At 43.5% G+C, this 12,811-nt stretch carries 11 protein-coding genes; 4 read left to right on the forward strand and 7 right to left on the reverse strand.

The features are described from left to right. Window positions 1-316 precede the first annotated feature (316 nt). The 4 genes from galE to AB4507_RS20965 form a co-directional block, all read right to left on the reverse strand. Window positions 317-1,330 (reverse strand): UDP-glucose 4-epimerase GalE, encoded by a 1,014-nt coding sequence (gene galE, locus AB4507_RS20950; RefSeq protein ID WP_372135960.1) that lies wholly within the window; start codon window positions 1,328-1,330, stop codon window positions 317-319. Between the two features lie 82 nt (window positions 1,331-1,412). Beyond that, a complete protein-coding gene (locus AB4507_RS20955) occupies window positions 1,413-3,389 on the reverse strand; it encodes a diguanylate cyclase domain-containing protein (protein WP_372183257.1) in 1,977 nt (658 codons plus the stop codon). Further along, window positions 3,389-3,925 (reverse strand): YfiR family protein, encoded by a 537-nt coding sequence (locus tag AB4507_RS20960; RefSeq protein ID WP_102394476.1) that lies wholly within the window; start codon window positions 3,923-3,925, stop codon window positions 3,389-3,391. The genes AB4507_RS20955 and AB4507_RS20960 overlap by 1 nt, the downstream gene beginning before the upstream one ends. Beyond that, a complete protein-coding gene (locus AB4507_RS20965; RefSeq protein WP_102394477.1) occupies window positions 3,915-4,130 on the reverse strand; it encodes a hypothetical protein in 216 nt (71 codons plus the stop codon). Before AB4507_RS20965 ends, AB4507_RS20960 begins: the two co-directional genes overlap by 11 nt. Window positions 4,131-4,300: 170 nt before the next feature. Here AB4507_RS20965 and AB4507_RS20970 point away from each other — a divergent pair, with 170 nt between their 5' ends. From AB4507_RS20970 to AB4507_RS20980, 3 genes are all read left to right on the forward strand, one after another. After that, window positions 4,301-5,044, forward strand: coding sequence for a 5-oxoprolinase subunit PxpA (locus AB4507_RS20970; RefSeq protein ID WP_017060084.1), 744 nt, complete (start codon window positions 4,301-4,303; stop codon window positions 5,042-5,044). Window positions 5,045-5,164: 120 nt separating this feature from the next. After that, window positions 5,165-5,917 carry an allophanate hydrolase subunit 1 gene (locus tag AB4507_RS20975; RefSeq protein ID WP_372183259.1) on the forward strand — a complete coding sequence of 251 codons (753 nt, stop codon included), beginning with the start codon at window positions 5,165-5,167 and terminating at the stop codon, window positions 5,915-5,917. Next, window positions 5,910-6,860: a biotin-dependent carboxyltransferase family protein gene (locus tag AB4507_RS20980; RefSeq protein WP_372183261.1), complete on the forward strand. Its 951-nt coding sequence runs from the start codon at window positions 5,910-5,912 to the stop codon at window positions 6,858-6,860. The genes AB4507_RS20975 and AB4507_RS20980 overlap by 8 nt, the downstream gene beginning before the upstream one ends. A 180-nt stretch (window positions 6,861-7,040) precedes the next feature. Here AB4507_RS20980 and AB4507_RS20985 read toward each other — a convergent pair whose 3' ends face one another. The 3 genes from AB4507_RS20985 to AB4507_RS20995 all read right to left on the reverse strand — a co-directional run bounded on the left by AB4507_RS20985 (window position 7,041) and on the right by AB4507_RS20995 (window position 12,142). Next, window positions 7,041-8,495 carry an FAD-dependent oxidoreductase gene (locus AB4507_RS20985; RefSeq protein ID WP_017060081.1) on the reverse strand — a complete coding sequence of 485 codons (1,455 nt, stop codon included), beginning with the start codon at window positions 8,493-8,495 and terminating at the stop codon, window positions 7,041-7,043. 532 nt (window positions 8,496-9,027) lie between these two features. Beyond that, window positions 9,028-11,466, reverse strand: coding sequence for an ABC transporter permease (locus AB4507_RS20990; protein ID WP_372183263.1), 2,439 nt, complete (start codon window positions 11,464-11,466; stop codon window positions 9,028-9,030). Window position 11,467: 1 nt separating this feature from the next. Continuing rightward, window positions 11,468-12,142 carry an ABC transporter ATP-binding protein gene (locus tag AB4507_RS20995; RefSeq protein ID WP_372183265.1) on the reverse strand — a complete coding sequence of 225 codons (675 nt, stop codon included), beginning with the start codon at window positions 12,140-12,142 and terminating at the stop codon, window positions 11,468-11,470. Between AB4507_RS20995 and AB4507_RS21000 the strand changes: the two genes are divergently transcribed. After that, window positions 12,141-12,758: an arylesterase gene (locus AB4507_RS21000; protein WP_372183266.1), complete on the forward strand. Its 618-nt coding sequence runs from the start codon at window positions 12,141-12,143 to the stop codon at window positions 12,756-12,758. The two genes, AB4507_RS20995 and AB4507_RS21000, sit on opposite strands and share 2 nt — an antisense overlap. Window positions 12,759-12,811: the final 53 nt, after the last annotated feature.

Consider the following 12,811-nt stretch of genomic DNA (forward strand, 5'->3'; position numbering starts at 1 on the left):
CTATTGGGGGTCAGTTCAAATGCTGGCTTTTATTATTTCACTAAAAATTGTATCAAAAAGGGATAAAGTGAAATTACTTCTCTGCCATTTCTTTCTTAACCATTACTGCTGCAGCAATGATGAAAGTGATGATTAGGCCTAGTTCCATGATTAACTCCAAAGAAAATTAACATTAAACATATAATTCGCGTGGATAATAACACAACAGATACAGAATGATACTTTTTAACCACTAATTTACTTTTTATTCGATTTAGATCAAAAAAGATGCCCTAAAGCATCTTTTTGTAAGTTAACTATTCATGAAACAACTAGATCAACCAGGGAAACCATCAGGATTGGTTGACTGCCAGCGCCATGTATCTTCAGTCATTTCAGTCAGTGTACGTCTTGCATTCCAGCCCAGTTCTTTCTGAGCTTTGGCTGGGTCTGCCCAACATTCTGCGATGTCACCAGGACGGCGTTCAACTAGCTTGTAAGGGATCTCTTTACCGCTTGCTTGTTCGAATGCTTTAACCATGTCTAACACACTTGAACCGTTACCCGTACCAAGGTTGTAGATATGAAGACCGTCTTTGCACCCTACTTTCTCAAGCGCTGCGATGTGGCCATCAGACAGATCCATTACGTGGATGTAATCGCGAACGCCAGTCCCGTCTTTTGTTGGATAATCGCTACCAAATACAGATAGGAATTCACGGCGGCCCACTGCTACTTGAGAGACAAATGGCATTAGGTTATTTGGGATACCTTGCGGGTCTTCACCTAGCTCACCACTTGGATGTGAACCTACAGGGTTAAAGTAACGCAGCAGTGTAATGCTCCAATCAGGATTGGCTTTTTGGAAATCGGTTAAACACTCTTCAACCATTAGTTTACTACGACCATATGGGTTGGTAGCGCTTGTTGGGAAGTCTTCAGTAATTGGCACACTTGCAGGATCACCGTATACCGTTGCTGAAGAGCTAAATACCAAGGTTTTTACACCCGCATCACGCATTGCATCAACAAGAACTAAAGTGCCGTTTACGTTGTTGTCGTAGTATTCAAGAGGCTTTTCCACAGACTCTCCGACGGCTTTCAGACCAGCAAAATGGATAACCGCTTCGATGTTGTGTTGCTTCATAGTTTCAGTCAAAAGCGCTTTATCACGAACGTCACCTTCAATGAAGTTGGGACGAACGCCCGAGACTTTTTCGATGCGCTCTAGAACGCTTGGTTTGCTGTTGTACAAGCTATCAAAAAGTACAGGTGTCATACCTGCGTTGATCATCTGGATACTTGTATGGCTACCAATGTAACCCATGCCACCTGTAACTAAAACATTCATGCTTAGCAGACCTTTTAATTAAAAATATTCAACCTATCACTTATGATACAACAACTTAGGGTGAGCTCACAAACACCGGTGCCTATTTACCCTCACGAGCGAACACAAACTGACCTTTTCCTTTGCGTTTCGCTTGGTACATAGCCTCATCAGCAACCTTTAGAATCACGTCAATATCACGCTCTGAGCCATCAACTAAATTGATACCTAAGCTCGCCCCAACATGAAGTGAACGCTGTTTATAATTCACTTCTTGCCCGATCAGATCCAACAATCGCTCGGCTAACTTCGCTAATAAGACTTTGTTTGTCTGTTTAATAATAAGAACAAATTCATCACCCGACAAACGTGCAACCAAATCCCCCGCTCTTACCTGAGATAATAACCGGTTTGACACTTCTTTAAGGATTTCGTCACCCGCATCGTGACCATAGTTGTCATTCACTTCTTTGAAGCCATCCAAATCCAAGTAAATAACCGCAAAATGCTGATTTGAATAGTGGCTCGACGTGACAACATCATCCATAACCTTATACAGCTGCGCTCTATTCGCTAACCCGGTTAATGCATCGTGATGAGCCAAGTGTTCGAGTCTTTCCATCTCTTTAACGTTGGATAAATCAGACAGCGTTAATACCATATCAAACTCGTCTTTCTCGTTGTCTGAGGCAATTCGATTCACTTTGACAAACATTGGAACTAACGTGCCGGACGCGCTTTTCTCCCACACTTCGCCTTGCCATTGACCATAGTTGTCTAACGAACTGCGAATTGTCGGCATCAATGATGAAAATTGCTGCCACGAAAATACTTCAAATGGTGTTTTGGCCACCAGCAGATCAGAGTGATAACCGAGAAGTTGTGTGATCGCCGGGTTAACCATGGTTATCACATTGGATGAGTTGAGCACGATCAAGCCGTCTTTACTGTTTTCGAAAACACCCGCAGCAATACGTTGGCGACTCATGGCCGTTTCTATGTCGGTGACATCTTGGATTGCATAAAGAATACGACCATGTTTTGTCAAAGAACGACTGCTCACACGGAGCCAGCGTTTTGATTGAAAGAGATCGGTGGTTTCCAGCAATTCGTCATTAAGTTCAATATTGGCATCAATAACATCTTGTAAGTAACCCGTTTGCTTGGTCGCGATCAACTCTTGGATCAACAAATTCTCAAGAAAGGCTTCCGAGCATTTAAAAATATCCCGAGTAGCTGCGTTCGCATGAAGAATGAGCCCTTTTTCATCCACCACCAACAAAGAGTGCTGAACGGTTTCAATGACCTCATTTGCGAATGATTTTTCTTCTTGTAACTTGTCTAACGTAAAATTGATTTGGTTATCGCGATGTTGAAGCCTTTCTAACATGGTATTGAAAGCTCGAACCAGATCGCCGATTTCATCGCGGTTCGTTACGACTAATTTAGGCTGCTTCGAACGACGCTCAACAAAGGCTTGCATCGCCTCATTGAGGTCAAACATCGGTTCGATAATCAAGCGTTGCACCAATTTGACCACTACTCCGCCTAACATCACCAGAAACAACAGGTAGACGACCGCAACCTTGAAAATATTCGTTAAGATCGAATTAAACGTCTCTTTCGATATTGTTACTCTCAAGTTCGCGATCACTGCGCCATCCAGTGTCACTGGAACGAGCAAGAAGATGAAATGCTCAGAGATGGCAAATTGATGATCGGCGATATCGTCTAATTCTTCTGCGTTTGGCCTTGGAACCAGAGTGTTGCTCACCTGATAGCTGGCAAAAAGCTGTTCGTTGATGTCATAGAGCTTCACTCTAACAATATCTTTATCTGCGACGAAAGCTGACAATATTTCCTGAGCCGATGACTTGTCTTCAAATAAAATCGCGGCTTGCAAGTTATAAGCAACACCTTGTGCTAGCACTTTAACACGCTGAATAAGACTCTCTTTCTCTCTCTCAAACGTGACAGTGTAATTTACCGATTGGATCGTTACAAAAGTGACTGCGATGAAGATGACAATCGGTAATATCAGCTTGTTTTTAATAGATAAATTATTAATGAAAGACAACATTATTGGCCCTCCACTATAGCGATTCGTAACAGGTTTGAGCCAATGACGTATTCACCGCGTCTTGCATTCACTAAGTTGATCTTAGGCTTTAGCTTATTATCGATGTGCGTTAGCTCAATGACTCCTCCCATGTCCGTAAAGTTTGGGATATCGCTAATCGTCACAGTATGTGGTGAGTGGGCTTTACGGCTAAATTCATCATTATCGAGATCAGATAGATAAGTGATATCACACTTAGGAGTCACCAATTGATGTACTTGAATAGCGAGAGAACGAATAGATTTCCCTTGTGTAATCGACGTCAGTGCTTTGCTTACCTTCTCATCGCCAATCACACAGAAGTTAACCGTATTCATGGTGCTCTCGTCGTTCCAACGAATAAAGTTGGCAATTCTAAAAAGGTACACCGCTTTCACTTCATAAGGCTTGAAACTAGCCGCCGATGTATTCAAAGGCACAATAAACATAGCTATAGTGGCAAGGCTGAGTTTCGTAAAACCGAGCTTAATACGGTACTTGAGCCACTTAGAATTCATGAGAGATCCTCACATATACGGACTCTTGGTTGACACAAATCTCGGTAAGTTTTTGTGTCACTTTCGAAGCCGTTTCCATTTCGACATCTAACATAGACAACTCTTCAAGGCTCATCGACATGAGCTGGTCTAGAGAGTTTTCTTGAGCAGAGACAAAAACAGGTATCGTTAATGCTAGTCCTAAGCAAACCTGGCGGGATATCATGTGCTCACCTAATATACAGATAGATATTAATCCTTTAATCAATAGTTCAACTATATATGAAATGCCATACTGGTAAATCTACGGTGTCGAAAGTTTGAGTTAGGTCACTGTTTATTTATGGTATTTATAAGACCGTCATTACTTACCTCAACGTAAAGGATTAGCACCACGTGACAACGAAGATTTTGCTTAATTGCGACATGGGAGAAAGTTTCGGCAATTGGAAGATGGGCGATGACGAGTCGGTCATGGAATGGGTCGATATGGCAAACATCGCTTGTGGCTTCCACGCGTCTGATCCGCACGTTATGTCCAAGACGATAAAACTGGCGCAGCACTATCACACCCAAATTGGTGCTCATCCCGGTTATCAAGATCTCGTTGGTTTTGGTCGCCGTTCTATTCCACACACCATGGACGAAATCAGTGAGCTGGTTTGTTATCAAGTCGGTGCATTACAAGCCCTTTGCCGCTATCACCATACCACTGTTGGCTATGTGAAACCTCATGGCGCTCTTTATAACGATATGATGGCAAACATTGATGTGTTCAATGCGGTAGCCCAAGCCGTCGCTGAGTTTAACATCCCGTTGATGATTCTCTCTTCATCAGACAATCAACAGTATTTGGATATTGCTGACGACCATGACTTGCCTCTCTTGTTTGAAGCGTTTGCCGACCGTGCTTATTTAAATAACGGACAATTAGCGCCACGTACTCAAAAAGGCTCGGTTTACGTCAATCAAGACGATATCTATAACCAAGTTATGCAAATCATTAACTATGGCTCGGTTACGACTTTAGAGGGCGAAAGACTGCCTATTGAAGCTGATACTATCTGTGTTCATGGTGATAACCCTCAATCCATCGCATTAATTAGAAAAATCAGACAAGACCTCAACGCTTTTAATTAGTATGAAGCGTGTGATTGGTATGACGCATGGTCTAATCGCTCGTGAGATCTAATTGATTGGTATTGGCTTGGACACGGAAGTGAGACACGCCAAGTAAGCAAACAAACGTATGGAAACGAAATGACGACGAATCAGATTGAATACAATATAGCGCCAATCGCGGAATGCAGCGTTTTGGTGACCTTGACGCTATCGCCTTCAAATAATCAATCTAGCGCCGAATATGCGCAATACATAGCTCACTTTTCCGATGCCATTCGCCAAAACTTAGCATCGGTGTTGATGAATGTGACGCCGGCTTACCAAACTATATTGGTCGATTACCTACCTTATCGAATATCAGAACAGCAGCTCATTGAACAACTCAATAATTTGTTGAATCACGCTCTATCGACCTTTTCTAGTATTAGTAAAACTCGCGATACGATTGAGCTTCCTGCCTATTACTCACCAGAAACGGCGCTCGATTTAGACCGATATCAAGACAAAGGTCTGTCTCTGGACGAGATTATTCAATATCACACCTCACAGACATACAGCGTCAGTGCTATTGGGTTTACGCCTGGCTTTGCCTTTATGTCGGATGTGGTTAATGAGCTTGCCTTACCCCGGCACTCCACACCCCGCTTAAATGTGCCCAAAGGCAGTATCGCCATCGCGGATACTAAAACAGCTGTGTACCCTTCGGATTCACCGGGCGGCTGGAATATTATTGGCAATTGCCCGCTTCCGTTGTTCGATCATAGCCAATTGAAGAACGCCGATATAACGCAAAGACCGCTGTCTCTGCTTAATGTTGGTGACACAGTCCGTTTCAACGCGATTTCAAAACAAGAGTTTGTAGAGTTGGGTGGAGGCATCGTAAATGGCTAAGACAAAAGCTAAACCAACACTGACAGTGATTAAGCCCGGTCCGTTGAGTTTGATTCAAGACTTTGGGCGATTTGGTGTTGCTCATCTTGGATTAACGCAAGGTGGACCGGTTGATGATTACTCTTATAGCTGGGCCAATCATCTATTGGGCAACCCAGTCAACCAAGCGGCGTTGGAAATCACGCTTGGGCAATGCGCGTTACGAATCGATTTTGATTGTGAGATGGCGCTATGCGGGGGTGATTTACAAGCGAAGCTCGATGGTAAACCACAGGCTAACTGGCGCACTTTTCAAGCTTTTAAAGGGCAAGTTCTCTCATTTGGTTTGCCTAAAAATGGTCTAAGGGCGTATTTAGCCATTAAGGGCGGTTTCGATGTTCCATCAACTCTTGATAGCTGCTCTACAGTCACTCGTGAAAAGATTGGTGGATTAACGCAAGATGGCGAGCCATGCCAGCAAGGGCAACAAATCGCTTTTACCCAGCACCAACTATCACATTCATTTAAAGCGGTAAGTGTTACCTTCCGATACACGCCTGATTACAATCTACCCGTGAACCTACGAGTGATTGAAGGCTATCAAAGCGAGCTATTCTCCGAGTCAGCAAGAGAGATTTTGTATAACGCGCAGTATCACGTTGACCAAAACTCAAATCGGATGGGTTATCGACTCAGTGGCGAACCCGTCGACTCGCCTGACATTTCGCTATTGTCAGAAGGCATTGCCTTAGGTGCGATTCAAATTCCACAAGATGGACAGCCTATCGTGCTGCTTAATGATAGACAGACCATAGGTGGTTATCCGAAGATAGGATGTGTCGCCAGAATCGATTTACCACGCTTGGCGCAAGCAAAACCTGGACATGCGATATCGTTCAGCAAGGGCGATCGCTTGGGCTTACAAGATGTTTGGTGCCAATGGGCTCAGTTTTTCGGCTATTAGTTTTTGCGATGTGTTATGTGCTAAATGCTATGTAGCTGAGAATAATCAACTAGGAAGATGTCATTTAGATGAGGTTCGGTATCTAAGCAGATGTTGAAATGAAGATTCGGCTTACCTATTACAGTAAGCCGAATTGAAGAAATTAAACGCAGTCGATGATGATAGACTAATTATAGGCTATTAAGCGTGATCTTGACCTGACACCTTGGCAAGCGCTTCTGGGTATCCACGTTCTTGTGTCAAATCTATCGCTCTGTTTTCAATATCATTTAGATTAAGTGACATTGTCACTGAGTGTGTGTCTTCAATAGATGCCGCCTCTGATACATCAAACCATTGCTCAGCGACCTTTTGTGCCGCTTCTAATGTTGAAGAAGCTTTTACTACTTCAAGTCGAGCATAGCGATCCCCACAGAATGAAACGTCTGAAGCTCTTAAGCTTGGATCGGTTCCCGGAATCTGTTGTGCACCAAACAAAGGTTTACCACCGACCAATGCAGAACTGAAACTTGGGATGAACTGAGACATATGCGTTATTGCCGCGCGAGTTCTTAATTCAAGCTGATCTTCACTCCAACCCGATACGATTTTCTTAAGCAGCTTCGAAGGCAACTGTGGCTGTGACGAGTCTGTTGACGATGAAACAAGCCCACCCTCAAACAGAGTAATCCCTTCTGTCATGCCGTGAAGTTGGAACACACCATCAGCATACGGCGTTAATTGCGCCATGCCTTGCGGTGTGCCTCTCGGGCCATGGAAGATAACTTCTGGCCACTCTTCCTTACATTCTTGCGAATATGGCCACTCTGTAACGTATGCAGCTTTAAACTCAACAAGTCTTTGCTGCTTAGAGCCAACAAAGTCATCTACGATACCCGTTTCAAACCCACTCGCATTAATCAAGTAATCGGTCGTTAGTTGGCAGCTTTGGTTTTCGGCATCGGTATAAGTCAAAGACCAACCTTGACCTGTCGACTCAACAGATTGTAATCGGCTGTTGGTTAACACAGTACAGTTAGCTTGTTGCCCCAAAGAGAGTTGAGCGGTCGCAGAAAGTCGGAATACGCTCCAGCCATACTCTTGGACCATCGCAACAGGATACTTTAGGGTCTCTAAATCCGTATGCTTGGCGAAAGGAATACACCAATCATCAAGCGATGTTGGTTTCAGAGGCTGTGTTTTCGCAGAAAGTGCTAATAAATCTTCTTTGCTGTACAGCTTATAATACTCTTCCGGATCACCGAGCACTTGGTTGCTTTTATCTTGTTTAACAAGATCGGCATAAGCGCTTTTGATTATCTTGAGACGAGGAAGCAGATCCAACGGCTCTCCACCATCACTGTGCGGAACGGCGATGATTGTCGGACGAATATTGATCGTATGAGGGAATAAGCGGACGGTATCAATTGACTGTGTGAGCAATTGAAGACACTGCTCTACAGAAATATCTCGATACAAATTGCCGCCAGCGTGCAGGTGGCAAATTGGTGGACCATTAACCAAACTCGGCCCTTTTTCTAAGATAGTGACCTTAAAACCCAACTCACTAAAGTGAATCGCGCTCGTTGTTCCGGCAATACCACCACCAACAATGGCAATAGAAGGTTGATTTGTATCCGTTTTGTTGTGGTTCATCGTGTTCTGTAGAATAAGATTAACTGCCTCTATTCTACTTTTGTTCTGCGATGAATTAAAACACATTTTTATCAAGGTCTTAGATAGGCGGGATTTAATATCTATGTAAAAAACATAAATAATCTCTTGACTCAATAACTCCAGATAGGGTTTTAAAGGTTATTCTAACAGTCAAATTTGTCCTAAGTGACGCCACATAAAGGCTGCCTCAGTACTCTTAAAACATAGCGGTTAACTTATCCCTAAAGTTATCCACCGTTTTTGTGGATAACTGTTGATAACGTTCTTGCTAAGTTGCGCAAACCCTTTGTTTACAGGGACTAACCGCTGTTCATTAAATCGGCATTATTGGGTAATTAGTTTTAAAAAATGCTAAAAACAGTGGAATCTAAGGTGCGATATTTTTTACTTATGCTACCGGTTGGTTAAATAAAAAACGGTCTAAAGCGACGTATTATAAATAGTGCATGACTAAGTATAAATAATCTCACTTTTAGACCGTTTTAAGCGCTTGGCTAGATCTCGCTAACGACTAGCCAAAATCCTTGTTTACTGGTGCCAACAAACGTTTGATTAAGCTATTCACTACCGCGGCTAATGTGATGAACGTTAGCACCGGTAGCGCTATCCACAACATCGGGTGAAGTGAAGGTTGTAACTCAAAACCAAAGTTCATCACTCCTGCCACGCTGAGCTCAGAACCAAGGGCTGCAATTGAGCCTGCGACTAACGCCATTAAACCGTACTCACACCAAATAGTATTGAGAATTCGCTTCTTACTCGCGCCTAATGTTCGATACAAGCGTATCTCTTGTTGTCTTTGAGATAAGCTCAATCGCAATAGAGTGAAGATAAGCAACAGCCCCGCCACCACACCTAACGCCGCAAGTACGGTAATCGACCAAACAATCTGCTTAAGCAACTCTTGGATCTTGCTACCCATCTTACGAATATCCATCAAACTCACGGTTGGATGATTTCGAGAGAGTTCGTTGAGCATCTGATTGTGTTGTTCTTCTAATCTGAAGCTCACTAGCCAAGTAGAAGGGATTGAACTCAAGACATCTGGAGTAAAAATGAAGTAGAAGTTCGGCTTCATTTCTCGCCACTCGACTTTGCGGATGCTATTCACCTTGGCAGAAACATTCTGGCTGTTGATTGTGAATGACAGCTCATCGCCAATCTTTAGATCCAGTTGCTCCGCGACATCCGATTCCACAGATACGCCATGCTCTTGTGTCCAGCTGCCTTCTAATACTTCATTGTACTTAGGTAAGCTATCTCCCCAAGTGAAGTTGATCTCACGGCTTAGTGCGTCTGTTTCTCCAGAGGTATCACTGTATTCCGATGCTTCGACACCGTTTATCGTCGTCAGTCGTCCTCGGATAATTGGAAACGCTTGAGTACGCTCTACTTCGTTTGCATCAATCGTCTCGAGATAACTGTCTTTTTCATAGCTTGCAATGTTAAGTGCAAACGCATTTGGTGCGTTCTCGGGTAAGGTTTGCTGCCAATCTGACAGTAAATCACTTCTTACCAACCAGATGATAGACAGCAACATCAGTGAAAGCGCTAAAGAGCCAAATTGAATCCCCGTTGCTAAAGGTGTGCGATTAATTCTGCTCAATGCTAAACGCATAGACGTAGATGTCGGTAACTTGCCAACCAAACGCAGAACAAGCGTACTAACGACCGCAAGTACTAAGAACAGGCAAGCGATACCCGCTAGAACTATCCATACCAATAGATTGTCGCCATACATCAGCATCATTGGAATAATCGGTACCAGTAACAACAAATATTTCTTGTAGCTTTCATTGGACTGGTGACTTGATTGGATAACGCTGATTGCCGAGGTATTGACCAAGCCAATTAACGGGATACCAAGAGCAGGAACACCAATTAAGATGCTTGATAAAATCGCCAAGATTGCAGGTTCAATACCATAGCTAGGAAGTGGCGTTGGTAATAAGTCACCCAGAGGTATACGAAGCAAAAACTCTAAGCCGATACCGATAGTTATTCCCAGTACTGCACCGATAACCACTAATAAAGTTACCTGTACAGACAACCATTTAACGATCCACTGCTTGCTTGCACCTAAACTCTTAAGCATCGCGATGGTTTTACGACGACTCGCAACATAATGTTGGCAAGTGAGTACCAAAGTGGTCGCAGCCATGATCACTACGATAGCTACCGTTAGTGATAAGTATTGAGTGGTGCTTTCGAACATGTCGTTGGTACGACTGGCTGAGTCTTGTGTACGCCAGCGGTCACTTGGTGTCAGTTCGATACTGTCTTGTGCGGCTTTGAGTTTCGATTCATCACCATTTAAAAACAATCTAAAGCTAACGCGACTGCCCGGTTGAATCGCTCCCGTGGCATCGATATCACTTGTATGAATCAGCACAGCTGGCATTTGTTGGAATGGGTTAAAGCTTAAGCCTGGTTCTTGAGTGATTCGTCCAGTTATCGCTAAATCGGCATCACCAATAGTGACATTGTCACCAATTTCAACCTCTAACTGTGCAAATATACGCTCGTCTAGCCAAAGTTCACCCGGCTCAACATGGTTACTTGATGCTTTATCAGCGCCCTCTAAGATCATTTCACCGCGTAATGGGTAATTACTTTCAACTGCTTTTACCGTCACTAACTGCATTGAGTTATCACTGAATGCCATGGTTGAAAAACGAGTCAACTGAGATCTTTCTAATTGTTCAACTTGAGTGAGGTCTAACAAGGATTGCGGAATTGGGTTTGCTGAGATAAACACGCTATCAGCAGTAAGCGCATCTTTGCCCTGTTTAACAATTACCTGCTCCATACGTTCGGCCAACGCCGACAATGCAAATACACAAGCAATAATAAGCGTTAAAGCGATTGAAACTGGCCACAACTGGCCGTGTCGAATCTCTTCGATACTCCATGAAAACAGGCGTTTATTCAGTCCGTTTGATGAATTCAATTTAGACTTCCTCTATCTGACCGACATGCATCTTGAGTGTTCTTTGGCAACGTTGTGCAAGCTTAGGATCGTGTGTCACCAAAACTAAAGTTGTGCCGTGGGATGAGTTCAATTCAAACAACAACTCAACAATTTTGGCTGCCGTTTGTTGGTCTAGGTTGCCTGAGGGTTCATCGGCAAAAAGAATTTTTGGCTTAATCATAAATGCGCGCGCCAACGCGACCCTTTGTTGTTCACCACCAGATAGCTGCGACGGTAAGTGATCAAGCCTGTCTTTCAAGCCTACTGATTCAAGCAGAGCAGTCGCGCGTTCGATGTCTTCGTCTTCTCCCTTTAACAAACAAGGTAACGTGACATTTTGTAGCGCTGAAAGACTTGGAATTAACAAGAAGCTTTGAAATACAAACCCTACCGATTCACTGCGGATCTTCGCTCTTGCCTCGTCATCAAGCTGTGAAAGTGGCTGTCCTAATAAACTGATTTCGCCTTTCGTTGGTACATCAAGACCAGCAAGCAGCGTCATTAAGGTCGATTTACCCGCGCCAGACGTGCCGACAATCGCGACAGTTTCGCCTTCACGAATATCGATATCGACGTGCTCTAGGATTGTTAAATGTTCTTGATTAGTAGACACTGTCTTCGAAACAGCTTCTGCTTTAATGATGGATGTATGCATGACTCGACTAATTTCCTTTTTATTCTTTATTTTATTTTCAACCGCTTCTTTGGCTCAAGACACCCGCTTAGATTCTAAGTTACTGGTCCTTGGTGATAGCCTGAGTGCTGGTTACAACATGGACATCAAACAGAGTTGGCCAAGCCTGTTACCAGACGCGTTAGCAAAGCATGACAAAACGGTAACCGTGGTTAACGGGAGTATTTCTGGTGATACAACGGGCAATGGTTTAGCCCGCCTACCACAATTGCTTGAAGAACATGCTCCAGACACCGTTCTTATCGAACTTGGTGCGAATGATGGACTTCGTGGTTTCCCACCTAAGCTGATGTCTGCAAATCTTGAGCAGATCATTGAGCAGATAAAAGCTGCGGGCGCCAAACCTATAATGATGCAGATTAAAATCCCACCAAATTACGGAAAGCGTTACAACCAGCAGTTTGAATACGTTTTTGCAGCGCTTGCTGATCAACAAAACGTGCCACTTTTGCCGTTTTTCCTAGAGCATATCATCCTCAAACCTGAGTGGATGATGAACGATGGACTGCATCCAAATCCAGAAGCTCAACCTTGGATTGCTGAATTCGTCGCCGAAGAATTATATCAGTATCTTTAAGTTTTAATGGTCTAGCTCAATAAATTTTACACAGCTTTACGTTAGCCTGAGTG

The organism is Vibrio sp. 10N.222.54.A3 (assembly GCF_041474095.1).
GTDB lineage: Bacteria > Pseudomonadota > Gammaproteobacteria > Enterobacterales > Vibrionaceae > Vibrio > Vibrio crassostreae_C.